Below are 24,308 nucleotides of genomic sequence, written 5' to 3' on the forward strand. Positions count from 1 at the left end.
TTGATGCGGTGATGTATCGACTGCCCGGGCACTCGTCCGCGAGGTGCGCCGGAGCACGGGCGCCCACGCCAGCGGCCCTGAGCCAACGCAGGCATGACCTTCAAGCCCCCACCACCGCCGAAGCCCCGCCATCCACTGGCAGCAGCACCCCGGTGATGTGCTGGCCGGCGTCGGAGGCGAACAGCAGCACCGCGCCCTTGAGGCCTTCGTCGTCGCCGATGCGGCGCAGCGGCACGCTCGCGACGATGGGGGCCAGCACGTCGGGCTTGAGCATGTGCTGTGCCATCTTGCTCGGGAACACGCCGGGCAGGATGGCGTTGACCGTGATGCCGTGCGGGCCCCACTCGCAGGCCAGCGCGCGCGTGAGGCTGGCCACCGCGCCCTTGCTCGCGTGGTAGGCCGCGGCCTGCATCGAGCGCGCCGTGCCGCCCAGCGCGGCCACCGAGGCGATGTTGACGATGCGGCCTTCGCCGCGCGGCAACATGCAGCGGCGCACCACCTCGCGCGTGAGCAGGAAGACGCTGCGTGCGTTGAGGTCCATCACCTTGTCCCAGGCGTCCATGGGGTGGTCTTCGGCCGGCGCGCCCCAGGTGGCGCCGGCGTTGTTCACCAGAATGTCGATCTGGCCCAGCGTCGCCAGCGCGTGGTCGACCAGCGCGAGCACCTGCGCGTCGTCGCGGCCGTCGGCGGCGAACACGTCCACCGTGTGGCCGGCGGCGCGCAGCTCGGTGGCGGCATCCTCCAGGTCGCTTGCCTTGCGCGCGCTGATCAGCAGGTGCGCGCCGGCCTCGCCCAGCGCGTGCGCCAGCTGCAGGCCCAGGCCGCGCGAGCCGCCGGTGATGAGCGCGGTGCGGCCGCGCAGGTCGTGAAGTTGTTGAACGGTGCGGTGGGTGGTGCTCACGTGGGTCTCCTGTGGTGGGTCCCAGACTAATTCCGGTGCATGCGGTGCCACATCGTCGGATCGGACGAATGCGGCGCGGCGGATTTCCTCCACCATCGCTGGCGCGGTGCCCACCTCGGCGCACCGGTCCCGCCTTGTGACGCCATGCCACCTTCCGATACCCCGCTCACCACGACCCCGCCCGGATTTGCCCCGCCGCTGGAGGCCTTTCTGCGCCATCACCTCCCCGGCCTGACCGGTCCCATGCGCTTGCAGGCCATTGGCGGCGGGCAGTCCAACCCGACTTACTTCGTCGACTTCGACAACCGCCGCATGGTGCTGCGCAAGAAGCCCGCGGGCGAGGTGCTGCCCTCGGCGCACGCGGTGGACCGCGAGTACCGCGTGATGCGCGCGCTCGCCGACACCGCGCTGCCGGTGCCGCCCACCGTGCTGTACCACGCGGGTAACGAGGTGATCGGCACGCCCTTTTATCTGATGGACCGGGTCGAGGGCCGCGTGTTCGGCGACAACGCTCTGCCGGGCATGGAGCCGGCGGAGCGGCGCGCGGTCTACCTGGCCATGGCGGAGACCATGGCCCGCCTGCACCAGGTGGACTGGCGCGCCGCCGGCCTGGGCGACTTTGGCAAGCCGGGGCAGTTCTTCCAGCGCCAGCTGCGCCGCTGGACGCAGCAGTGGGCGCTGTCGAAAACGCGCGAGAACCCGGCCATCGACGAACTCATCGCCTGGCTGGGCGTGCACATGCCCGACGACGACACCACCACGATCGCGCACGGCGACTTCAAGCTCAACAACCTGATGTTCCACCCCACCGAGCCGCGCGTGGTCGCCGTGCTCGATTGGGAGCTCTCCACACTGGGCCACCCGCTGGCCGACGTGGCCTTCAACACCGTGCCCTGGCGCACCCTGCCCACCGAGTTCGGCGGCATCCGCGGGCTGGACCTCGAGACACTGGGGATTCCCGACGAGCGGGATTACATGGCGCACTACCACCGCGCCATCGGCTGTGGCGCCTTGCCCGAACCCTTTCACTGGGCCTTTGCTTTCATGCGCTGGGCCGTCATTTTTGAAGGCATCGCGGCACGCGCGCAGCGTGGCAACGCGGTGGCCGACAACGCGGCCGAGGTTGGCGCGCTCAGCGTGGCCATGGCGCAGCGCGGCCTCGAAGCCATCGACACACCCGTCCTCACAGCCTGATCAGGAGCACCCCTTGGATTTCCAGTTTTCCGAAGACAACCAGCAGATGCAGCGCACGCTGCGCCAGTTCATGGAGCGGCACGTGCTGCCGCAAAACCGCGAGTGGCAGCGCCTGGCCGACAGCGGCGTCTACCCCTCGTCGGTCATCGAACCGCTCAAGGTGCTGGCGAAGGATGCCGGCCTGTGGAACTTGTTCCTGCCCGGTCTGCGCGAGGGCGAACCGGGCACGCGCTTGAGCAACATGGAGTACGCGCCGCTGGCCGAGATCATGGGCCGCATCCCCTGGGCTTCGGAGGTGTTCAACTGCAACGCACCCGACACCGGCAACATGGAGATGCTGCACCTGTTCGCCACGCCCGAGCAGCACGAGCGCTGGCTCAAGCCGCTGCTGGCGGGCGAGATCCGTTCGTGCTTTTTCGATGACCGAGCCCGATGTGGCCTCGTCGGACGCGACCAACATCCAGACCACGATCCGCCGCGAAGGCGACGAGTACGTGATCAACGGCCGCAAGTGGTTCAGCACCGGGGCCATGCACCCGCTGTGCCGCTTCACCATCGTGATGGGGGTCTCCGACGAGAGCCCGCAGGCCAGTGCGCACAGCCGGCATTCCATGGTCATCGTGCCGCTGGACACGCCCGGTTTCACCATCGTTCGCAACGTGGCCATCATGAACCACCACACGCCCGAAGGGCACTGCGAAGTCACCTTCAACAACGTGCGCGTGCCGGTCTCCAGCCTGCTCGGCCAGGAGGGCGCGGGCTTCGCACTGGCGCAGGCCCGCCTGGGCCCGGGGCGCGTGCACCACTGCATGCGCTCCATCGGCCAGTGCGAGCTGGCGATGGAACTGATGTGCGAGCGCGCCCTCACGCGCAAGGCCTTTGGCAAGCACCTGAGCGATTTCGCCAACGTGCAGGACTGGATCGCCCACTCGCGGGTGGAGATCGACCAGGCCCGCTTGCTGGTGCTGCGCGCCGCTTGGCTGATGGACACGCAGGGCAACAAGGCCGCGCGCATCGATGTGTCCGCGATCAAGCTGGTCGCTGCACTGTTGCAGACCCGCGTGCTCGATCGCGCGATGCAGGTCTTCGGTGCCATGGGCATCACGCCCGACACGCCGCTGTCGTACCTGTGGACCTGGGGCCGCGCGATGCGCTTCTTCGACGGCCCGGACGAGGTGCACCTGCGCGCCATTGCGCGCCAGGAACTGAGCCGGGCGCGCGAGAGCCTGGGCTCGACCGCTGCTTACTACAACGTCACCTGAGGAGCACGGCATGGCCTACCCCGACCGCGGCAGTGACATGGGCGCCAGCGTGCTGTGCTGGCGCGAGGGCGCGGTGGCGCAGCTGCGCTTCAACCGGCCGCGCGCACTCAACGCCATCGACGTTGCCATGGCGCAGGGCTTCCACGCCGCCTGCCAGGCCATCACGGCCGATCCCCAGGTGCGCGCGGTGCACATCTCGGCCGAGGGCGCCGCCTTCATGGCCGGGGGTGACCTCGCGGCCATGCGCGCCGACCCGGTGCCGGTGGCGCGCGAACTGATCCAAGGCATGCACGGTGGCCTGCTGCTGCTGGCGAACCTGCACGCGCCGGTGGTGGCCAGCGTGCAGGGTGCTGTGTTCGGCGGCGGGCTGGGCCTGGTGCTGGGCTGCGACCTGGTGGTGGCCGCCGAGGGCACGCGCTTGGGCATCGCCTACCCGCTGATCGGCGCCAGCAGCGACTGCTCGACCTCCTGGGGCCTGGTGCAGGTGCTGGGCCTGCGCAAGGCGATGGAACTGGCCTTGCTGGCCGATGTGGTCGACGCCGCCGAGGCGCTGCGCCTCGGCTTGGTGAACCGCGTGGTGCCGGCCGAGGCGCTGCACGCTGAGGGCGAACGGCTGGCGCAGCGCCTGGCCGCCGGGCCGACGCAGGCCCTGGGCCAACTCAAGCGCCTGCTGCGCAGCGCGCCGCAGAACGACCTGCCCACCCACCTCGACGCCGAGGCCCAGGCTTTCCTTGCCTGCGCGCAGACCGCCGACTTCACCGAAGGCGTGGGCGCCTTTCTCGACAAACGCAAACCGATTTTCAAAGGCCGTTGAATGAAAACCCGCATCACCGAACTGCTGGGCATCCGCTACCCCATCATCCAGGGTGGCATGCAATGGGTGGGCACCGCCGAGCTCGCGGCCGCCGTGTCCAACGCCGGCGGCCTGGGCATCCTGACCGCGCTCACGCAGCCCACGCCCGAAGCGCTGGCTCGCGAGATCGACCGCTGCCGCGGCATGACCGACCAGCCTTTTGGCGTGAACCTGACCATCCTGCCCTCGGTCAAGCCGCCGCCCTATGCCGAGTACCTCGACGTGGTGATCGAGCGCGGCGTGAAGATGATCGAGACCGCGGGCAACAGCCCCAGGGATTTCATCGAGAAGCTCAAGCACCACGGCGTGCGCATCGTGCACAAGTGCACCAGCGTGCGTCACGCGCTCTCGGCGGAACGCAATGGCGTGGACGCGGTGAGCATCGACGGCTTCGAGTGCGCTGGCCATCCGGGCGAAGACGACGTCCCGGGCCTGGTGCTGATTCCGCTGGCCACGCGTGTGCTGCGCATCCCGGTGGTGGCCTCGGGTGGCATTGCCGACGGGCGCGGCATGGCAGCAGCCCTGACGCTGGGTGCCGAGGGCGTGAACATGGGCACGCGCTTCTGCGCCACGGTGGAGGCGCCGATCCACGAGCAGATCAAACAGGCGCTGGTGAAGGCCACCGAACGCGACACGCAGCTGATCTTCCGCCGCCTGCGCAACACCGGGCGTGTGTTGAAGAACGCGGTGTCCGACGAGGTGGTGGCCACCGAGCGGCGGCCCGGTGGTTGTGAGTTCAGCGACATCCAGCCGCTGGTGGCCGGCGCGCGCGGGCGCGGCGCACTGCACAGCGGTGAGGTCGACGCCGGCCTGGTGTGGGCCGGTCAGGTGGTGGGCCTGATCGACGACATCCCCACCTGCGACGAACTGCTGCAGCGCATGGTGGCGCAGTGCCGCGAGAGCCTGGCGCGGGCCGCTGCGTGGGCCGCACACGACCTCACCGCCCCGCCAGCCTCAGACGGACTGCGCCTCCAGCTGTGAGCGCAGCGCCGCCAGCTCGTCGCGCAGCGCGGTGTTGTCGGCCTGCAGTTCCAGCACTTTCTGGCGCAGTGCCGCGAGTTCATCGGAGGGCGAAGTCACCGGTGCCTCGTCCATGGCGTCGGTTGGCTTGCGGCGCGCTTCGCGCGCGCGCTTGGCCGCCAGCTTGAGCTCGTCCTTGCCCGCCAGGGCAGCGGCCTTCTGTTCGTCCGCCGGCAGGCCAGCCACGGCCGCCGCAGCGTTGAGCGAAATCGCGCCGGCCTTGAGCGCCTCCACCAGCTCGGGAGCGGCCTGTTTCTGGATCTTTTCGATCTGAACCACCTGGCTGCTGCTCAGGCGCGCGGCCTTGGCGATGTCTTCCCGGCTGTGCAGCGGTCTGGGCGTGGGTACCGCTGGATTGTCTGGCGGTGGGGTGGTCAGCACTTCATCGGCCGCCACGTCTTCGGGTGCGGGGGCCGATGCCAGAAAGCGCGAGCGCCGCTCGGACAGGATCTCGCGCTTGCGCAAGGCCAGCACGCCGCGCTGGAAGTCCGAGACGCTGCGCCGCCCCAGGTGCTGGTCGATCATCCACAGGTGCACGTCCTCCATCGACTGGAAATTCGGGTTCTGCACCGTTTGAAACGGCAGTCCGTGCTTCTGGCAGATGCCGTACCGGTTGTGTCCGTCGATCAGCACGTCGTTCCAGAGCACCAGCGCATCGCGGCAGCCCTCGCTCAGGATGCTGCGCTCCAGTGCCTCGTGTTCGTCGCGTGTCAGGGGGTCTATGTAGGCTTTGAGGTCCGGGTTGACGGTGATGTGCATGGGGTAGGGGTTCACGGGGATGCTTGGGGGCCGAAATTGTAGATGGACCGTGACGGATGCCCGCTGTTCGCCGCCTGCGTGCGGGCGTACATTAGTGCGACGGTGGGCCGCTCGGGCGGGCAGGACTTGCGTACTCAAGTGCGGCCACCGTTTGCCGATGGAAACAGGATGGGGACTCAGGGTGCGCCGCAGGTCGGATGCCCGCGGTTCCTGCCTGCGAGAAGTCACTCAGCTATTGTGCGGACACCGGTACCCGTCGACCCCAATCACAGAGCAAGCATGCCCGAAGCTGCCCCAGAACCTGCCTCAAGCGAGCGGGTCGCCCATTTGTCTGCTCCCGCGCCGACTGGGGCTAGCGTCCTTCCATTCGATGCCATGTTCATGGCCGCACCGCTGCCGGCTTCGGTGTCCCGCTGGCGCGACGGCCGTCTGCTGGCGGTCAACGAGGCTTGGCTGCATATCACCGGCTTGTCGCGGGACGAGGCCATCGGTCGCACCACGGTGGAGCTGGGTCACTGGCGAGACATTGCCGAGCGCGACCGTTTCCTGCTCAATCTGCCCGGCCCTGACGATGTGCAGGTGCTTCGCTTCAACGGTGGTCAGCCCCACCGGGTGCGCATGCACGCCACGGTGCTGGACGCGGTTCCCGAGAAGTTGCTGCTGATCTATTTCACCGAGACCACGCGTGAGCGCGAGGTCGAGACTGCGCTTGTCACCTCCAACGAAGCCCTGCAACGGGCTAACGTGGCCTTGCAGCAAAAGGTGGAGCTCCATGCCGCGATCGAAAAGATGGCGCGGGTGGGCCACTGGACCAACGCCGAGAACGAAGACGAGGTGGTCTGGTCGCTGGGGCTCTACGACATCGCCGGGTTGCAGCCCAGCGACCGCATTCGGCGAATGGAGGGGCGTTCCGGCATTCACCCGGACGACAAACCCGCCTGGCTGGCTGCGCGCGCTGCCATGGACGGGCGTGAGGTGGCGTTCCGTTGGCTGCGCCCCGATGGTGTGCTGCGCTGGTTCCGCACCCGCATCGGCCAGACCATGGTGGCGGGCAATCCCCAGACCGATTTTGGCGTGGTGCAAGACATCACGCCTGAGCGTGAGGCCGTTGAACAGCTCGCCGAACAGCTCAAGCTGCTGCAGGCCATTGCCGCGCGCGTGCCGGGGATGATGTACCGGGCCCGCCTTTGGCCCGACGGCAAGAGCACGATCTCGTACGTGAACGACGCGGCGCGCGACATGCTGGAGGTCGAGCCGCTGGACCTGCAGAGCGATGCGCGCGTCCTTTTCGAGCGGGTGCACGTTGACGACCGGCCCGCCGTGCTGGCTTCGCTGGCTGCCTCGGCCCGTGACCTGACCTCCTGGCGGCAGACCTACCGGGTGGTGCTGCCCCGGCGCGGCCAGCGCTGGTACAGCGTGGAGGCGGTGCCCCAGCGCGAACCCGATGGCTCGGTGATCTGGCACGGCTTCACGTCCGACGTGACCGAGGCGCGCGTGGCCGAGCAGCGCGTGGAGCGGCAGCAACGCATGCTCGAAGCGGTGCGCCGGGCACAGGCTGTGTTCATCGAGACCGAGGACAAGCGAAGCGCCTTCCAGGGCTTGCTGGACGCTTTCCTGCAGCTCACGAGCAGTGGCTACGGTTTCGTGGGCGAGGTTCTGTACGACGTGAACGACAACCCCTACCTGAAGACCCACGCCGTCACCGACATTTCGTGGGACGAGAAGTCCAGGCGCATGTACATGGACCAGCTCGATGCCGGGATGACCTTCAGCAACCTCAAAACCCTGTTTGGTCGGGCCATGACGAGCGGACAACCGGTGATTGCCAACGACCCGCGCCACGATCCGCGTGCCGGTGGCATGCCCGTCGGACATCCGGGCATGGACGCCTTCCTCGGCATTCCACTGGCCGTGGGTGACCGGCTGGTGGCCATGGTCGGGCTGGCCAACCAGCCCGATGGCTACAGCGAGGCCGACATCGAGTTCCTGCAGCCGCTGCTGGGCGCGGTGCGGCAGCTGGTGCTGGCTTGGCGCAACTTTCAGGAACGCAAGCGCACCCGCAACCAGCTGGAAGCCACCGGCGCCTTGCTTACCGAGAAGACGTCGGCGCTGCAGGCCACGCTGGACAGCATCAGCCAGGGTCTGACCAAGGTCGATGCCCAGGGGCACATCCTCTTTTACAACCGCCGCACGCTGGAGTTGCTGGACCTGCCCGACGAATTGCTGGCGCGGCGGCCCACGCACGAGGAGGTGGTGAAGTTTCAGCGCGATCGTGGTGATTTTGGTCCGCAACTGCAGCTGGTGGACCCCCTGGCCAGGCGCTATCTGGGGGAACCCGATCCGGTCAACCTGCCCGATCACTACTGGCGCAGGACGAAGGAAGGGCGCACGCTGGAGATTCGCTCAAGGGTCTTGCCCGACGGTGGGGTGGTGCGCACCTTCACCGACGTGACCTCCTACATCTCGACCCAGGAAGCCCTGCGCGAGGAACGGCAGCGCCTGGCCTGGGTGCTGGACGCCACGCGCCCCGGCATCTGGGAAACCAACCTCAGCGAACTGACCTTGACCATCAACGAGCGCTGGGCCGAGATGCTGGGCTACACGCTGCAAGAGCTGGAGCCGATCGACTACGAGACCTGGCGAAGCCGTGTGCACCCCGATGATCTGAAAAGGGCCAACGCCGTGCGTGACAGACACGTCAGCGGCGAGCTTCCTTTCTACGATTGCGATGTGCGCCTGCGCCACAAGGACGGTCACTGGGTCTGGATCAACACGCGCGGCCGTGTGCACCAGCGCGACAGCGGCGATCGTGCGCTCTACATGTCGGGCACGCACCTGGACATCAGCGAGCGCGTGGCCGCGCAGGAGCAGATCCATGCGCTCAATGCCAGCCTGGAGCAGCGGGTGCAGGCACGCACGGCCGAGCTGGAGCGATCCATGCGCGACATGGAGGCCATCTCGTATTCGATCGCCCACGATCTGCGCGCGCCGCTGCGTTCGGTCAATGGCTTTGCGCAGGTGATCGCCGAGGAGGAGGGCGACAGGCTGAGCGAAACTGGGCGCCTGATGTTCGAACGCATCGCGCGCTCTTCACGCAACATGGGGCAGATGATCACCGACATGCTGGAGTTGCTGCGCGTGGTGCAGGTGGAGCTCGTGCCCCAGCCCGTGCCCATGGCAGCCCTTGCCAGCGCGGTGGCCGACGGCCTGGCACCGCAGGTACCGCAGGCACGCATCGACGTGGGCAACCTGCCCGACGCGCTGGGCGACGCAACGCTCCTGCGCCAGGTGCTCAGCAACCTGCTGGACAATGCCTTGAAGTATTCCCGCCACCAGGGCGAGCCGGTGGTGAGCGTGGGCTTTGATGCCGACTCAGGCGCCTATTTCGTGCGCGACAACGGCATGGGTTTCGACATGGCCCGGGCCAACAAGCTGTTCGGCTTGTTTCAGCGCCTGCACGCCGGCATCGATGTGCCCGGCATGGGCGTGGGGCTGGCGATCGTGGCGCGCATCATCGAGCGCCATGGCGGCACCATCTGGGCCGAATCGGCGCCCGGGCAGGGCGCCTGCTTCTGGTTCCGCGTGCCGCGGGCCTGAGCCTCAGAAGGGCGCGTCGCCCTGGCTGGTGGTATCAGCTGCCGGCGTTTCGACAGCAGGTGCTTCGGCGGCAGGCGCGCCGATGGTGCGGGCTTGCCGCACCGAGGCCTTGTCGCCCGCGCTGGCGAACTTGCTGTATTTGCTGGTCACGCCGACCAGCTGGCCGTAGATTTTGGGGTTGGCGGCCATGCATTCCTTCTGTTCCAGGAAGTCGGCTTCGCCGGTGAAGTTGCCGATCAGGCCACCCGCTTCGGTGACCAGCAGCGCGCCTGCGGCCACGTCCCAGGGCGAGAGGCCCATCTCGAAGAAGCCGTCGGTGAAGCCGGCGGCCACATAGGCCAGATCGAGCGCGGCCGAACCGGGGCGGCGCACACCCGCCACACGCGGCATCACGTCGCCCAGCATCTGCAGGTAGGTCTGGAAAGCGTCGCCCGGGCGGAACGGAAACCCGGTGGACATCAGGCAGTCGCGCAGCGTGGTGCGCTTGGCCACGCGGATGCGGCGGTCGTTCATGTAGGCGCCGCGTCCGCGCGTGGCGCAGAAGAGGTCGTTGCGGGTCGGGTCGTAGATCACGGCTTGTTCGAGCTTGTTGCCCACCATGAGCGCGATGCTCACGCAGTACACCGGGAAGCCGTGAATGAAGTTGGTGGTGCCGTCCAGCGGATCGATGATCCAGACGTGGTCTGCGCCGCCATGCCGTCCTTCGCGCTTGCCCGACTCCTCGGCCCAGATCGCGTGATCGGGGTAGGCCGTGAGCAGGGTGTCGATGATCGCGGCCTCGGCGGCCTGATCAACTTCGGTCACAAAATCGTTGGTCTGTTTGACCGAAACGCGGACCGATTCCACATCCAGTGCGGCGCGGTTGATGATGGTGCCGGCAAGGCGAGCGGCCTTGATGGCCACGTTGAGCATGGGGTGGAGCGTGGACGACATGAATTGTGAACCTCGGCGCGACACGGGAAGTGGCGCGCAGCAGTGGAAGAGCAGCTAGATGCGCCCCGGCGATGCGGGGCGGCGACAATGTGCGAGATTTTACCGCCACCTCCACACCCCAGCATGCGCACCCGTTTTGTACTGATCCAGACCAGCCACGCCGGCAATGTGGGCGGCGTGGCCCGCGCCATGAAAGTGATGGGTTTTGACGACCTCGTGCTGGTGCAGCCGCGCTGGGCCAACGTGTTGCGCCGCGAAGAAACCATCCAGCGAGCCAGCGGCGCCAACGACGTGCTGGCGAAGACCCGCGTGGTCGACACGCTGGACGAAGCGCTCGACGGCATGACCCACCTGTGCGCCACCGCCATGACGCCGCGCGACTTCGGCCCACCCACGCTCGCACCGCGCGAACATTTCCAGACCCTGCTGGCCACACCCGAGCCACCCGAGGGCGTGGCGTTTCTGTTTGGCTCCGAGCGTTTCGGCATGCGCAACGAAGACGTGTACCGCTGCCACGCGGCGCTCAGCATTCCCACCGCACCCGATTTTGGCTCGCTCAACCTGGCCGCGGCGGTGCAGCTGATCGCCTACGACTGGCGCCAGGCGCTCGGCGGTTTCGCGCCGCTGCCACCCGCGCCGCCGCGCCAGCAAGCCGACGCGCAGGCCATCGGGGGCATGCTCACCCACCTGGAGCAGGCGCTGGTGGCGGTGGATTTTCTCGACCCCGCCGCGCCCAAGAAGCTCATGCCGCGGTTGAACCAGCTTTTCAACCGCGCTGCGCCGAGCGAGGAAGAAATCCACATCCTGCGAGGTGTTGCCAAGGCGATGCTGCAGGCGGCCGAGAAGGCCAGGCGCTAGACTGCCGCCATGTTTGCCCGCATCCGCTCCGACATCCAGTGCGTCCTTGACCGCGACCCCGCCGCGCGCAGCGTCTGGGAAGTTGTCACCTGCTACCCCGGCCTGCACGCGGTCTGGCTGCACCGCCCGGCGCACTGGTGCTGGACGCACGGCCTCAAATGGCCGGGGCGTTTCATCTCGCACCTGGCGCGCTTCTTCACCGGCATCGAGATCCATCCCGGCGCCAAGGTGGGAGAGCGTGTGTTCTTCGACCACGCCATGGGCGTGGTGGTGGGTGAGACTGCCGAGATCGGCGACGGCTGCACCATTTACCAGGGCGTGACCCTGGGTGGCACCTCGCTCTACAAGGGCACCAAGCGCCACCCCACCCTGGGCAAAGACGTGGTGGTGAGCGCGGGCGCCAAGGTGCTGGGTGGCTTTCTGGTGGGCGACGGTGCCAAGATCGGCAGCAACGCGGTGGTGATCAAGCCGGTGCCGGCAGGCGCCACGGCGGTGGGCATTCCGGCGCGCATCATCCCCAGCAAGACCGGCGAGAGCGCCGACGTGACCGACCCGAAATTCCAGGCCTACGGCATCACGCAGGAAGATGACCCACTCTCGCAGGCCATGCGCGGCCTGATCGACACCACCGCGAGCCAGGAGCACCAGATTGCGTTGCTGTGGTGCGCGATCGAAAAGCTCTCGCAGTCGTCGCGTGACGGGGACTGCGTGCCGAAGGATGCGGCGCGCGAAGAGTGTTTTGAGGCCGAAAAGCTGAATCAGCTGATCGGCAAGTGACGGATCAGTGGTGATGACCATGCGCGCCATGCGCATGGCCGTGTGAAATTTCCTCGGCCGAAGCCGCTTTCACGTCCACCACCTTCACCGCGAACTTCAGCGTCTGCCCGGCCATCGGGTGGTTGCCGTCCAGGTGCACCGTGTCGCCCTTGATCTTCATCACGGTGAACACGTGCTGCTGGCCTTTGTCGTCGCTGCCTTCAAGCTGACCGCCGACCTTCACACCCGGCGGAAAGTCGCGCTTGGGCATGGTGGTCACCAGGCTTTCGTCGCGCACGCCAAAGGCGTCTTCGGGCGGCAGCACCAGCGTGGCGGCGAAGCCGGGCTCCTGGCCTTCCAGCGCTTTCTCGATGCCCGGCAGCGTGTTGCCGTAGCCGCCGTGCAAATACGCGCGCGGCTCCTTGCCGTCTTCAAGCACCTTGCCCTGGGCATCGGTGGCGCGGAAGGTGAGGGTGACGATGGTGTCTTTGGTGATCTTCATGGTGTGTCTGGTGGAAATGTCAGCGCGCGGGGCGCACGGCGGATTTGGGGCGGAAGGCCTTGCAGACTTCGTCGTTGGTTTCCAGGTAGGGTCCGCCGATCAGGTCGATGCAGTAAGGCACGGCGGCAAAGATGCCGTTGACCTTCTGCGATCCGTCAGCGTTTTTCAGGCCTTCCAAGGTCTCGGCAATCGCCTTGGGCTGGCCCGGCAGGTTCAGGATCAGGCTCTGGTCGCGGATCACGGCCACCTGGCGCGAGAGGATGGCGGTGGGCACGAATGTCAGGCTGATCTGGCGCATCTGTTCGCCAAAGCCCGGCATCTCTTTGTGCGCCACGGCCAGCGTGGCTTCGGGCGTCACGTCGCGCAGCGCGGGGCCGGTGCCGCCGGTGGTGAGTACCAGCGAGCAGCCGGCTTCCACCAGCTCGATCAGCGTGGCGCTGATGCGCTCGACCTCGTCAGGGATCAGGCGGGGCTCGAAGGTGATGGGGTTCTTGAGCGCACGCGTGAGCCACTCCTGCAGTGCGGGCAGTCCCTTGTCTTCGTACACGCCGGTGCTGGCGCGGTCGCTGATGGACACGATGCCGATGCGCACCGGGTCTTCGGATGGGCGGGTTTTTTCGTTCATGCCGGGTCTTCTTCCACAGGCGTGTCGGGCTCGTCGGCGCCCTGGTTCAGCGCGGCTTTGACCAGCTGGAAGATCTCGCGGTAGGCCTTGCCGTGGCGCACGGCCTCGCCCGGACGTTCCTGCGCCTCGTTGGCCTGTGCGTCCTTGCGGGCCTGGCGAATCAGCGCGCGCAGTTGCTGCACGTCGGTGTCCGGGGCTTGCTCCAGCCAGCGCGTGAGCGCGTCGTCGTTGGCGATCAGCTGGTCGCGCCATTGCTCGGCCAGATGCAATGAGAGTGTGCCCTTGGCCGAGCCCTTGTTTTGTTCGTCGAGCGCGGCTTCCACATCGGCCAGCGTGGCTTCGTTCACGCCGCGCATGAGTTTGCCGATGTACTGCATCTGGCGGCGGCGGCCTTCGAAGTTGGTGATTTTCTTGGCGTCGTTGACCGCGTCCACCAGTTTTTCGGACAGGTCAAGCCGCTTCATCAGGTCGGCGCGCAACGTGAGCAGGCTCTCGCCCAGTTCCTGCAAGCGGTCGCTGTACTTCTTGAGATCGGTCTTGCTCATGTCGTCCGAACCCTTGAGCTCGCGCTTGAGTTCCAGGTCCAGCTCGCTGCCCAGGGCGACGAACTGGCCGCGGACGAAATAGCCTTTGGTGGGTTTGCGGGACATGTGGGTACTCGAAAGGGGAGGGCTGCACGCTGGGCAGCATGGGCATCTGCGCGCGATGCAGCGCCCGGGTAGGGCGGCCAGTATCATAGCCGTCGATATGAAAAATGCCCCCCACACCCCGGCCCAGCCCACCGCCTCAAGCTCGGCCAATGCCCCGCTCCCCGGTTTCCAGTACGCCCGCAGCCAGTTTGAAGAGCTGGTCGACCTGGCCCTGTCGCACGCCAAACAACTGGGCGCGGTCGACGCCGCCGCCGAGGTGTCCGAAGGTGCTGGCCTGAGCGTGTCGGTGCGCAAGGGCGAACTGGAAAACGTGGAGCGCAACCGCGACAAGTCGCTCGGCGTCACGGTGTACCTGGGCCAGAAGCGCGGCAACGCGTCCACCTCCGACTTCTCCGCCGCCGCCGTGCGCCAGACGGTGCAAGCCGCGTTTGATATAGCCCGCTTCACCGCCGAAGACCCCATGGCCGGCCTGCCCGACGCCGACGACGTGGCCGACAGCTACCTTGATCTCGACCTGTTCCACCCCTGGGCGCTGAACTCCGAAGAGGCCATGCGCATCGCGCTGGAATGCGAGGCTGCGGCCTTTGCCACCAGCAAGAAGATCAACAACAGCGAAGGCGCCGGCGTGTCGGCCCAGCAGTCGCACTTTTTCACCGCGCACATGCGCGAGGGCGCGCGCTCCGGTGCCGGCATCTTCAGCGGCGGTTACGCCAGTTCGCGACACAGCCTGTCGGTCGCGCCCATCGCCGGGCGCGGTGCCAACATGCAGCGCGACTACTGGTACAGCTCGCAGCGCTCGCCGCAAGACCTGGCCTCGCCGCAGGCCGTGGGCCGCTACGCCGCCGAACGCACGCTGGCGCGCCTGAACGGCCGCAAGATCGCCACCACCGAGTGCCCGGTGCTGTTCGAATCACCCATGGCCGCTGGCCTGCTGGGCGCCTACGTGCAGGCCACCAGCGGCGGTGCGCTCTACCGCAACACCACCTTTTTGCCCAACAGCCTGGGCAAGCGCGTGCTGGCCAAACACATCGACATCCTGGAAGACCCACACGTTCGCAACGGCAAGGGCAGCTCGCCGTTCGACGACGAGGGTGTTCGCACCGCCAAGCGCAAGGTGGTCTCGGCAGGCAAGGTGCTGGGTTATTTCCTCTCAACCTACTCGGCGCGCAAGCTGGGCATGCGCACCACCGGCAACGCCGGCGGCTCGCACAACCTCACGCTCACCAGCCGCCTCACCCAGCCCGGGGACGACCTGCGCGCCATGCTCAAGAAGCTGGGCCGCGGCCTGATGGTCACCGAGCTCATGGGCCAGGGCGTGAACTACGTGACCGGCGACTACTCGCGCGGCGCCTCGGGCTACTGGGTGGAAAACGGCGAGATCGCCTACCCGGTGCACGAGATCACCATCGCAGGCAACCTCAAGGACATGTTCCAGGGGATTGAGGCGGTGGGAGCGGATGCATACAACTTCGGTGCAAAAACGGTGGGATCAATCCTCGTGAACCGCATGAAGATCGCCGGTAGCTGATCACATGCGCCCGGAAGCGCTGGCGCTGCTCGCCGCAGCCTGCTGGGCGGTATCCAGTCTCTTCTCGGCCGGCCCGGCGCAGCGCCTGGGTGCATTTGCCTTCAGCCGCTGGCGCATGTTGTTTGCGAGCCTCATCCTGTGGGCGCTGGCGCTGTTGGGCGGCGGCTGGCGCAGCCTCGACGCATCGGCCCTCGGCCTGCTGGCCCTCTCGGGTGTCATCGGCATCTTCATCGGCGACACCGTGCTGTTTGCCTGCATGAACCGCCTGGGGCCGCGCCGCTCGGGTGTGCTGTTCGCGACCCATGCACTGTTTTCGGCCGTGATCGCCTGGTTCTTTCTGGGTGAAGTTCTGTGGGGCAGGGCCTTGCTGGGCAGCGGCCTGCTGGTGGGCGGCGTGATGCTGGCCATCGTCTGGGGGCGGCGCAGCGACGAGCAGCACGGTTGGGAGCAAACGCAGGGACCGCTGCTGATCGGTGTCGGGCTTGGGCTGGCGGCTGCGTTGTGCCAGTCGGTGGCCACGCTCATGCTCAAGCCGCTAATGACCACCGGCGTGGATGCGGTGGCCGCCAGCGCGGCGCGCATGAGCGTGGCGCTGCTGGCGCACACCGCGCTGCTTGCCAGTGGATGGCAGGGCGCTCGCGCCAAGTTGCCGCTGCGGTGGAAGGATGCCTTCCTCACCTTCCTGAGCGCCGCCGTGGCCATGGCCCTGGGCATGACGTTGATCCTGGCGGCCATGCGGCTCGGTCAGGCGGGGCTGGTGGCCGTGCTGTCCTCGGTCTCACCGATCCTGATCCTGCCGCTGCTGTGGCTGGTCTACCGGCGCCGGCCAGCGGCGGGCGCGTGGCTGGGTGCCGTCCTGGCCGTGGCGGGCACCGCACTCATCTTGAACTGAACCGCAGACGTGGTGACGATCCACCGCCCCGCCCCAAGGCGGAGCGCAGGGGCTTAGTTCGTCAACGCGGCTTTCACCGCAGCAGACACCATGCCCATGTCGGCCTTGCCCGCCAGGCGGGCCTTCACAGCGCCCATGACCTTGCCCATGTCGCCCGGACCTGTGGCGCCCACCTCCGCCACGATGGCCTTGACTTCGGCGGTCACCTCCTCGGCGGAAAGACGCGCGGGCAGGTAGGCCTGCAACACCTTCAATTCGGCGCTCTCCTTGTCGGCGAGGTCCATGCGATTGGCCTTGGTGAAGGCTTCGATGCTGTCCTTGCGCTGCTTGATCAGCTTGTCGACGATGGCCACCACCATGGCGTCGTCGAGCTCCACGCGGTCGTCCACTTCCTTCTGCTTCATGGCCGCGGTGAGCAGGCGGATGGTGCCCAGGCGCTCGCTGTCCTTGGCGCGCATGGCCGCCTTCATGTCTTCGGTGATCTGTTCCTTGAGGCTCATGGGGGCTCCTGTGGGGTGGTGAAGGGATGTTCAGACAACAAAAAAGCCCGCTTGAACGTCTTCCAGCGGGCTTTTGGGCGACCGGGCGAACCCGGCGGCACAGACTCAGTACAGCTTCTTGGGCAGCTGCATCGAGCGCACACGCTTGTAGTGGCGCTTGACGGCGGCGGCCTTCTTGCGCTTGCGCTCGGCGGTGGGCTTTTCGTAGAACTCACGGGCGCGCAGATCGGTCAGCAAACCGAGCTTTTCGATGGTGCGCTTGAAACGGCGCAGAGCGACGTCAAAGGGTTCGTTGTCTTTTACACGGATGGTCGTCATGGGCGAGAAATGTCCAGAATGCGCGGAAAGAGGATGTTCGGGAAGATCGGGCCCAAGCGTCGTTTCCGCAAAATGTCCCGTCGTTAACTAGTATTGGCAGACGGGTATTTGCCAGCAAAGCCTTGGATTATAGCCACTTCAATGCGATTGGCTACCCAGAGCCATGGCGCACGCGTGGGCGCTGGCCCAGGCCCACTGGAAGTTGTAGCCGCCCAGCCAACCGGTCACGTCCACCACCTCGCCAATGAAATACAGCCCCGGCTGCTTCGATTCCAGGGTTTGCGACGACAGGTCCCGCGTGTCCACGCCGCCCAGCGTCACCTCGGCCTTTTTGTAGCCCTCGGTGCCGGTGGGGGTGATCTCCCAGCGCGACAGGCGCTCGGCCAGTCGGGCCAAGGCCTTGTCGGAGGCCTCGGCCACCGGGCGCTGCCAGTCGGGGTCCTGCTGCACCCAGGCGTCGGCCAGGCGGCTGGGCACGAGACCCGCGAGTTCGTTGGCAAGCAGCTTGCGTGAGGTGGCCTTGGCGCGGGCGAGTGCGGCGGGCAGGTCGGCGTCTGGCGCCAGGTTCAGGCGGATCGGGGTGTTGTCGCTCCAGTAGCTGGAGATCTGCAGCACCGCCGGGCCCGATAGCCCGCGGTGCGTGAAGAGCAGGTCTTCGTTGAACGCCATGCGGGTCTTCTTGTCGCCGGTCTCGATGCGAACTGGCAGCGCCAGGCCGGAGAGCCCGGCGTACGGCAACCAATGGTCACCGTCGAACGTCATGGGCACCAAGCCCGGACGCGGCTCGACCAGGCGCAGGCCGAACTGCTTCGCCAGCCGATAGCCGAAATCGGTGGCGCCGATCTTGGGGATGGACAGGCCACCGGTGGCCACCACCACGGAGCGGCTGCGCACCGTGTCGCGGTCGGTGTCGAGTTCGTAGACACCCTCGCCGTCCACCCGGATGGCTTTCACGCCGCAGGGCTGCCAGCGCTGCACGCCACCGGCGTCGCACTCGCGCAGCAGCATCTGGATCAGGTCTTCGGCCGAGCGGTCGCAGAACAGCTGGCCTTTGTGCTTCTCGTGGAAGGCGATGCCATGGCGCTGCAGCAGCCCGACGAAATCGGCCGGCGTGTAGCGCGAAAGCGCGGAGCGGCAGAAGTTCGGATTGGCGCTGATGAAGTGCTTGTGCGGGGCGTGCGGGTCGAGGTCGCGGTTGGTGAAGTTGGCGCGCCCGCCACCCGAGATGCGGATCTTCTCGGCCACCTTCTCGCTGTGGTCGAGTACCAGCACGCGCAGGCCGCGTTGACCTGCCACACCGGCACAGAAAAGGCCGGCGGCGCCAGCGCCGATGACGATGGCGTCGAAGTTTTGCATGGCGCGCAGTGTAGGTGGCGCGCTCAGCCCTTCCAGGTGAAGGGGAACGCGAGCTGCTTCAGAAAGCCCTTGGGCACGTAGTCGCCCAGCACGCCGTAGCGTTCGGGCCAGACTTTGTTGCTGTTGACGGCGGTGCCGAACAGATGGTCGAGGAAGGCATAGTGCGCGGCGTAGTTTTTGTCCAGCGCGTCGGCGTCCTGGCTGTGGTGCCAGTGGTGGAAGTTGGGCGTGACGATGAGGTAGCGCAGCGGGCCCAGGCGCACGCTCACGTTGGCGTGGTTGAACACGGCCTGGAAGCCGACCACGATGATGTAGGCGTCGATCACTTCCTTGGAAAAGCCCAGCAGGTAGATGGGCCCCAGCACCAGCGTGCGCGTGATGATGGTCTCCAGGATGTGCTGGCGCGAGCCGGCCATCCAGTCCATGTGTTTCGTGCTGTGGTGCACCGCGTGCAGGCGCCACAGCAATGGGGTCTCGTGGTAAGCGCGGTGCGTCCAGTACTGGGCGAGGTCGGCCACCAGGATGATCAGCGGCAGCGCGGCCCAGAACGGCAGCGCCGCGATCCAGCCGCGAATACCGTCCACCGGCACCCAGCCGAAGATGTTGTGCACCAGCAGGTTGGTGGCCAGCAGCATGAAGCCGATGACCATGTGGTTGACGATGAAGTGGTGAAAGTCGGTCTGCCACTCGGGGCGAAAAACCGGCTGGTCCTTGCGCAAGGCAAACAGCTTCTCGATGAAGATGAAGATCAGCGCCGAGCCCAGCAGATCGAGGATGAACCAGTCCATGCCGATGTAGGGCGTGTGGTCGGGGAAGTTCGGGTCCACCTCCACCTGGTGCCCACCCAGCAGCGCGCTGAGCGTGACCAGCGCGAAGGCAAAAGCCGAGAGCCAGCGGGCGCGGTTGAACAACACATTCACCAGGCTCAGGCCACCAGCGATCACCATGGCTCCAAACAGCAACTGCCGCATCAGACCCACGTCGTACTGCTGGCGCAGCTGGGGCGTGGTGAGGTACTGCGGGAAGTGAAAGGCCATCACGCCCAGAAAACACAGGATGGCCAGCGACAGCGCAATGGCTCCGGTGACGAGGCCACGGCCTGGGCGCAGCGCGCCGTGACCTTCGGTGAACTGGTTGAGTTTCTTGAGCACGAGGCAAGCTCCCGTGCGCCCCGACGGGGGCGCGGCTGCGGCAGTGTAGCGGGGCGCTTGCGCGCGGATTCAGGCGGTGCGGGCGAGCGGCAGAGGCGACTGAAGAGCGGCGATACCGCTCACCACATCGCCCACCACGATGACCGCCGGGCTGCCCAGCCCCTCACGCTCGATGGTGGCGCGCAGCTGCCCCAGCGTGGTGACGGCGTGGCGCTGTTCGGGCAGGCTGGCGTGCTGGATCACGGCCACGGGCGTGTGGGCTGGCAGGCCGGTGAGCAGCTCGGTCTGGATCTGCTCCGAGCCGCTCACGCCCATGTAGATCACCAGCGTGAGCTTGGCGTCGCGCGCAGTGGCGGCCAGCGCGGGCCAGTCGGTGCCGCTGTCACCTGGCTTGGCGTGGCCCGTGACGAACACCACGCCGTGCGCGTGTTCGCGGTGCGTGAGCGGCACGCCCAGGGAAGTGAGGCCGGCCAGGCCGGCCGTGATGCCGTTGATGACCTGCACCTCGATGCCGGCGGCGCGCAGGTGCTCCACCTCTTCACCGCCGCGCCCGAAGATGAAGGGGTCGCCGCCCTTGAGACGCACCACCACCTCGCCCTCGCTCGCGGCCATGACCATGAGCTTTTCGATGAAGGCTTGCGGCGTGCTCTTGCAACCACCGCGCTTGCCCACGTGCACGATGCGCGCGCTCGGCCGAGCGTGGGCCAGCACCGCGTCGCTCACCAGATCGTCGACCAGCAACACCGTGGCCGCGCTGATCGCTTTGACGGCTTTGAGCGTGAGCAACTCCGGATCACCCGGGCCCGCGCCCACGAGCGAAACGGTGCCTGGCAGGAACTCAGAGGGCGTGTGCATGGGCTGGGGAATCATGGTGTTGAACCGCTCGCAAGATGTGTTCCACCTGCAGTGCGATCGGTGTGGGAATGGGCATGCTGCCGTCGAGAACCGCGCGGATGTAAGCAGCGGTGTTCAACGCGTCCACGGTGGGCAGTGAAGGCAGTTGCGCGAGCGGGCCGTCTTGCTGGGGTTGTACCTCGGTGCGCTCACTGTTGCGAAAAATTTCCATGCGCGGTGTGCGCCGTGCATCGGCCACCGGTTCGCCTTCGGTGCCGCGCAGCAGCATGGCGTGTGCGCCGGTGAGTGCCCAGGTGGCGGCCATGGAGCCGGCGTATTCGGGGTGGGTGTAGCTGCCCACGATGAAGGCCCGACCTGCGCACGGGTTCATGAGTTTCACCAAGCTGTGCGCCGGGTTGCGCAGGCCCACCGCGCGGCGCACATCGAGCAGGCGCTTGAGGCCGGGGCTGAGCACCTCGGTGGGCACGAATGCCACCTCGCCCGCCGCCAGCGCGGGCACGCGGCTGGCCGGCATCACGCCGAGTTCAGCGAACACGGCGGAGGCGAACACGCGCTTGTCTTCGGTGGCCGTGCCGTGCACCAGCACTGGCGCACCGCGTTGTGCCAGCAGCAAGGCCAGCAGGGGTGTGAGCACCGGCAGTTTGCGCGCGCCGTTGTAGCTGGGCAGCACCACCGTGGTGTGGTCGTTGTCGGGCAGTTTGTGCAGCCGGGCGTGTGTGGCATCCATGAAGCCGGCCATCTCGTCGGCGGTTTCGCCCTTGATGCGCATGGCGAGACAAAAGCCGCCCACCTCCAGGTCGGTCACCGTGCCGTCAAGCACCTGGCCCAGCAGATCGGTGGCCTGCTCGCGCGTGAGCGAACGCGCGCCGTCCTTGCCGCGACCGATCTCCTTGATGTATTGGCTGATTCCCATGGCGCGCGATTGTCGGGCAAGTTTGATGACTGCGCGTTATATGGCCAAAGCCGGGGTTCAGGCGGGGAGCAGCGCCGGGGTGGCGCGCACCAGGCGCTTGAGTTCGGGCACGCAGGAGCCGCAGTTGGTGCCGCAGCGCAGGCTGGTTTGCAGCGCGGTCAGGCGTTCGTCGTCGCTGCCATCGCAAGTGGCCAGCTTCTCGGTGATGGCCAGGTCGGTCACGTTGAAGCAGGTGCAGATCTGCCGGCCTTTGGTCTCGATGGCCACCGGCGGTTTGGCACCTGGCATCAACAGGCGACGACCATACGCGTCGGCGGGCAGTTCGTCCTGCAGCAGCGGCTTGAGCCAGGCCTCGGCGCGCGTGTCGCCGGCGAGCATGAAGCCGTCCAGCTGCGTGACCTCGCCCACCCGCACCAGCCGTGCGGCGCGGCGCTGGCCCAGGCGCTTGTCGGCATAGCGAAGCACGTCCGGCGTGTTCAGGCCGAGCAAAGTCTCGACGCGCTCCAGGAGCGCCATGTCGGGCGCATCGTGGGCTGCGGCGCGAAACAGCACGCCCGTGCGCTCCCGTCCGAACGGCACACACGAGGCAAACGGAAACTGGGCCATGAGTTCGCGCAGACCTTGCAGGGCGCTCAAGGCGCCGGTCTCGGGCAGCCAGGCCATGGCCAGCAGCGTCCAGGGCAGCTCGGCCTTGAGCACCTTCACCGCTGCGTGCTTGAGTTCGGGCTGTTTCGACGAAGGGCAGTAGGCCGAGGTGGTGAGGGCGTTGACGCCCGCGAGCCGCTCGCCGGTGCTGCTCAGGCCGCTGAGGTACTCCGCGCCCCAGTGCATGGCAATGAAGGCCTGCGACAGGCCGATGTCGGTCGAGCCTTGCAGCGGCACCAGGATGGAGCCGCGCTTGCTGGTCACGTGCACCAGATCGCCCTCTTTCAGACCGCGGCGTTCCATGTCTTGCGGGTTGAGCTGCACCGCCGGCTCGGCCACATGGCCGAACAGCCGGCCGAGTGTGCCGGTGCGCGTCATGCCGTGCCACTGATCGCGCAGGCGGCCGGTGGTGAGCGAGAACGGGTAACGCGATTCGCGCGGCTCGGCCAGGGGGACGAAGGGCAGGGCGGCGAAGCGGGCTTTGCCGTCGGCGGTGGGGAAGACGCCGTCTTCGTAGAGGCGCTGTTTTCCCTGCGTCTCGCCGAATTTGATGGGCCATTGCTGCGGGCCTTCGTTCTCCAGTTTTTCGTAGGAGAGGCCGGTGATGTCGAGGTCGCGGCCGCGCGTGGATTCGCGGTGTTCGTTCCAGATGGACTCGGGCGAGAGGTAGGGGAACAACGTTGGCTGGGCGGGGCGCACACGGGTTTCAAGCCGCTGCGCGAAGTCGACCACGATGCGCCAGTCGTGCCTCGCTTCGCCCGGTGCGGACACGGCCGGGCGCACGCGGCTGATGCGGCGCTCGCTGTTGGTGACGGTGCCGTCTTTTTCGCCCCAGGTGGTGGCGGGCAGCAGCAGGTCGGCGTAGTCGCAGGTGGCGGCAGTGGCGTAGGCCTCCTGCACCACGACGAACTCGGCGCGCTGCAGCGCGCGGCGCACGGTGGCCTGGTCGGGCATGGACTGGGCCGGGTTGGTGCAGGCGATCCACAGCGCCTTGATCTCGCCGTCGGCCGCCGCTTCGAACATCTCCACCGCGCTCTTGCCCGGTTTCTCGGGCACGCTGGGCAATCCCCAGAGCGCGGCCACCTCGGCGCGGTGCTGCGGGTTGGCCAGATCGCGGTGGGCGCTCAGCAAGTTGGCCAGGCCACCAACCTCGCGCCCGCCCATGGCGTTGGGCTGGCCGGTGAGGCTGAAGGGGCCGGCGCCGGGCTTGCCGATCTGGCCCGTGGCCAGGTGCAGGTTGATCAGCGTGGCGTTTTTCGCGGTGCCGCTGCTGCTCTGGTTCAGGCCCTGGCAGTAAAGGCTGAGCGTGGCCGGTGAGGTGGCGAACCACTGCGCCGCGGTGAACAGGTCTTCCTTGGGCAAGCCGCAGGCCTGGGCCACGCGCTCGGGCGTGTAGTCGCGCACCAGCGTTTTGAGTGCGTCAAACCCGGTGGTGTGGGCCGCCATGTACGCTGCATCCAGCCAGCCATCCCACAGCATGATGTGCAGCAGGCCGTGGAACAGCATCACGTCGCTGCCGGGCTGCAGCGGCAGGTACAGGTCGGCAAAGCCGGCGGTGTCGGTGCGGCGGGGATCGGCCACGATCACCTTCATGGCCGGGTTGGCCTTCCTGGCTTCTTCGATGCGGCGGAACAGCACCGGGTGCGCAAAGGCCGCGTTGCTGCCGACGATGAACAGGCACTGCGCGTGGTTCACATCGTCATAGCAGGCGGGCGGCGCGTCGGCACCCAGCGTGAGCTTGTAGCCGGCCACCGCGCTGCTCATGCACAGGCGCGAGTTGGTGTCGACGTTGTTGGTCCCGATCAGGCCTTTGGCCAGCTTGTTGAAGACGTAGTAATCCTCGGTGAGCAACTGGCCGCTGATGTAGAAGCCCACGGCATCGGGGCCGTGGTTCTGGATGACCGAGGCGAAGCGATCGGTGGCGAGATCGAGCGCTCCGTCCCAGGTCACCGCCTGGGCAGGCCCGCCACGCTGCAGGCGCCGAAGGGGTTGCAGCAGTCGCGTTTGCTGCGTGATGGCTGGCGAGGCAGTGAGGTGCAGTGTCTGTCCCTTGGTGCAGAGCTTGCCGAAATTCGCCGGGTGCTCGGGGTCGCCGCGCACGCCGGTGATGCGGCTGCCGTCGGTATCGATGATCACGCCACAGCCGACGCCGCAGTAAGGGCACGTGGATTTCACCCCCTCTCCCCCTGGGAGAGGGTTGGGGTGAGGGCCGCTTCCGGAGCGCAGGGGCACGGGGAAAG

Annotated in this window: 21 protein-coding genes and 1 pseudogene; 9 read left to right on the forward strand and 13 right to left on the reverse strand. The window is 67.3% G+C overall.

From position 1 onward, the window contains the following. Positions 1 to 100: 100 nt before the first annotated feature. The gene (locus F9Z44_RS07895) at positions 101 to 901 is read right to left on the reverse strand and encodes an SDR family oxidoreductase (protein ID WP_236574293.1); all 801 of its coding nucleotides are present in this window, start codon (positions 899 to 901) and stop codon (positions 101 to 103) included. 144 nt (positions 902 to 1,045) lie between these two features. Between F9Z44_RS07895 and F9Z44_RS07900 the strand changes: the two genes are divergently transcribed. From F9Z44_RS07900 to F9Z44_RS07915, 4 genes and pseudogenes are all read left to right on the forward strand, one after another. Then, positions 1,046 to 2,095 (forward strand): phosphotransferase family protein, encoded by a 1,050-nt coding sequence (locus tag F9Z44_RS07900; protein WP_159605028.1) that lies wholly within the window; start codon positions 1,046 to 1,048, stop codon positions 2,093 to 2,095. 13 nt (positions 2,096 to 2,108) lie between these two features. Beyond that, positions 2,109 to 3,357 (forward strand): annotated as a pseudogene (locus F9Z44_RS07905) (acyl-CoA dehydrogenase family protein). 10 nt (positions 3,358 to 3,367) lie between these two features. Continuing rightward, a complete protein-coding gene (locus F9Z44_RS07910) occupies positions 3,368 to 4,171 on the forward strand; it encodes an enoyl-CoA hydratase/isomerase family protein (protein ID WP_236574294.1) in 804 nt (267 codons plus the stop codon). Further along, positions 4,172 to 5,191: an NAD(P)H-dependent flavin oxidoreductase gene (locus F9Z44_RS07915; protein ID WP_159605030.1), complete on the forward strand. Its 1,020-nt coding sequence runs from the start codon at positions 4,172 to 4,174 to the stop codon at positions 5,189 to 5,191. Here F9Z44_RS07915 and F9Z44_RS07920 read toward each other — a convergent pair. Beyond that, positions 5,165 to 5,989 (reverse strand): plasmid replication/partition related protein, encoded by an 825-nt coding sequence (locus F9Z44_RS07920; protein ID WP_159608627.1) that lies wholly within the window; start codon positions 5,987 to 5,989, stop codon positions 5,165 to 5,167. The two genes, F9Z44_RS07915 and F9Z44_RS07920, sit on opposite strands and share 27 nt — an antisense overlap. A gap of 375 nt (positions 5,990 to 6,364) precedes the next feature. Between F9Z44_RS07920 and F9Z44_RS07925 the strand changes: the two genes are divergently transcribed. Then, a complete protein-coding gene (locus tag F9Z44_RS07925; protein WP_159605032.1) occupies positions 6,365 to 9,586 on the forward strand; it encodes a PAS domain-containing protein in 3,222 nt (1,073 codons plus the stop codon). A gap of 3 nt (positions 9,587 to 9,589) precedes the next feature. Here the strand turns inward: F9Z44_RS07925 and F9Z44_RS07930 are convergent, their stop codons facing one another. Further along, positions 9,590 to 10,519 carry an inositol monophosphatase family protein gene (locus F9Z44_RS07930; protein ID WP_159605034.1) on the reverse strand — a complete coding sequence of 310 codons (930 nt, stop codon included), beginning with the start codon at positions 10,517 to 10,519 and terminating at the stop codon, positions 9,590 to 9,592. Positions 10,520 to 10,642: 123 nt separating this feature from the next. Between F9Z44_RS07930 and F9Z44_RS07935 the strand changes: the two genes are divergently transcribed. Both F9Z44_RS07935 and cysE read left to right on the forward strand, forming a co-directional pair. Continuing rightward, complete coding sequence (locus F9Z44_RS07935) at positions 10,643 to 11,377, forward strand: RNA methyltransferase (protein WP_159605036.1); 735 nt, start codon at positions 10,643 to 10,645, stop codon at positions 11,375 to 11,377. Positions 11,378 to 11,386: 9 nt separating this feature from the next. Further along, entirely contained in the window at positions 11,387 to 12,154 is a 768-nt protein-coding gene (gene cysE / locus F9Z44_RS07940) for a serine O-acetyltransferase (RefSeq protein ID WP_159605038.1), read from the forward strand. Positions 12,155 to 12,158: 4 nt separating this feature from the next. Here cysE and F9Z44_RS07945 read toward each other — a convergent pair whose 3' ends face one another. Genes F9Z44_RS07945 through yjgA form a run of 3 tightly spaced genes read right to left on the reverse strand, consistent with a single transcriptional unit; the run spans position 12,159 to position 13,910 of the window. Then, on the reverse strand, positions 12,159 to 12,635 hold the full coding sequence (locus F9Z44_RS07945; protein WP_056273892.1) for an FKBP-type peptidyl-prolyl cis-trans isomerase: 477 nt from the start codon (positions 12,633 to 12,635) through the stop codon (positions 12,159 to 12,161). Between the two features lie 19 nt (positions 12,636 to 12,654). After that, positions 12,655 to 13,260 (reverse strand): molybdopterin adenylyltransferase, encoded by a 606-nt coding sequence (mog, locus tag F9Z44_RS07950; protein WP_159605040.1) that lies wholly within the window; start codon positions 13,258 to 13,260, stop codon positions 12,655 to 12,657. After that, positions 13,257 to 13,910: a ribosome biogenesis factor YjgA gene (gene yjgA / locus F9Z44_RS07955; protein ID WP_159605042.1), complete on the reverse strand. Its 654-nt coding sequence runs from the start codon at positions 13,908 to 13,910 to the stop codon at positions 13,257 to 13,259. The genes mog and yjgA overlap by 4 nt, the downstream gene beginning before the upstream one ends. Before the next feature lie 97 nt (positions 13,911 to 14,007). Here yjgA and pmbA point away from each other — a divergent pair, with 97 nt between their 5' ends. Then, on the forward strand, positions 14,008 to 15,438 hold the full coding sequence (gene pmbA, locus F9Z44_RS07960) for a metalloprotease PmbA (protein ID WP_159605044.1): 1,431 nt from the start codon (positions 14,008 to 14,010) through the stop codon (positions 15,436 to 15,438). A gap of 4 nt (positions 15,439 to 15,442) precedes the next feature. Beyond that, a complete protein-coding gene (locus F9Z44_RS07965; RefSeq protein WP_159605046.1) occupies positions 15,443 to 16,330 on the forward strand; it encodes a DMT family transporter in 888 nt (295 codons plus the stop codon). Between the two features lie 53 nt (positions 16,331 to 16,383). Here the strand turns inward: F9Z44_RS07965 and F9Z44_RS07970 are convergent, their stop codons facing one another. The 7 genes from F9Z44_RS07970 to F9Z44_RS08000 all read right to left on the reverse strand — a co-directional run bounded on the left by F9Z44_RS07970 (position 16,384) and on the right by F9Z44_RS08000 (position 24,243). Further along, entirely contained in the window at positions 16,384 to 16,830 is a 447-nt protein-coding gene (locus tag F9Z44_RS07970; RefSeq protein ID WP_159605048.1) for a GatB/YqeY domain-containing protein, read from the reverse strand. Between the two features lie 105 nt (positions 16,831 to 16,935). Further along, on the reverse strand, positions 16,936 to 17,148 hold the full coding sequence (rpsU, locus tag F9Z44_RS07975; RefSeq protein ID WP_056273869.1) for a 30S ribosomal protein S21: 213 nt from the start codon (positions 17,146 to 17,148) through the stop codon (positions 16,936 to 16,938). A gap of 138 nt (positions 17,149 to 17,286) precedes the next feature. Continuing rightward, entirely contained in the window at positions 17,287 to 18,504 is a 1,218-nt protein-coding gene (locus F9Z44_RS07980; RefSeq protein WP_201450026.1) for an NAD(P)/FAD-dependent oxidoreductase, read from the reverse strand. Positions 18,505 to 18,527: 23 nt separating this feature from the next. Next, positions 18,528 to 19,655: a sterol desaturase family protein gene (locus F9Z44_RS07985; RefSeq protein ID WP_159605050.1), complete on the reverse strand. Its 1,128-nt coding sequence runs from the start codon at positions 19,653 to 19,655 to the stop codon at positions 18,528 to 18,530. 69 nt (positions 19,656 to 19,724) lie between these two features. Beyond that, positions 19,725 to 20,510 (reverse strand): uroporphyrinogen-III C-methyltransferase, encoded by a 786-nt coding sequence (cobA, locus tag F9Z44_RS07990; protein ID WP_159608629.1) that lies wholly within the window; start codon positions 20,508 to 20,510, stop codon positions 19,725 to 19,727. Next, a complete protein-coding gene (gene ybiB, locus F9Z44_RS07995) occupies positions 20,494 to 21,423 on the reverse strand; it encodes a DNA-binding protein YbiB (protein ID WP_159605052.1) in 930 nt (309 codons plus the stop codon). Before ybiB ends, cobA begins: the two co-directional genes overlap by 17 nt. Before the next feature lie 57 nt (positions 21,424 to 21,480). Continuing rightward, positions 21,481 to 24,243: a nitrate reductase gene (locus F9Z44_RS08000; protein WP_236574295.1), complete on the reverse strand. Its 2,763-nt coding sequence runs from the start codon at positions 24,241 to 24,243 to the stop codon at positions 21,481 to 21,483. Positions 24,244 to 24,308 lie beyond the last annotated feature (65 nt).

This window comes from Hydrogenophaga sp. PBL-H3 (assembly GCF_010104355.1).
In the GTDB taxonomy this organism is placed as follows: domain Bacteria; phylum Pseudomonadota; class Gammaproteobacteria; order Burkholderiales; family Burkholderiaceae_C; genus Hydrogenophaga.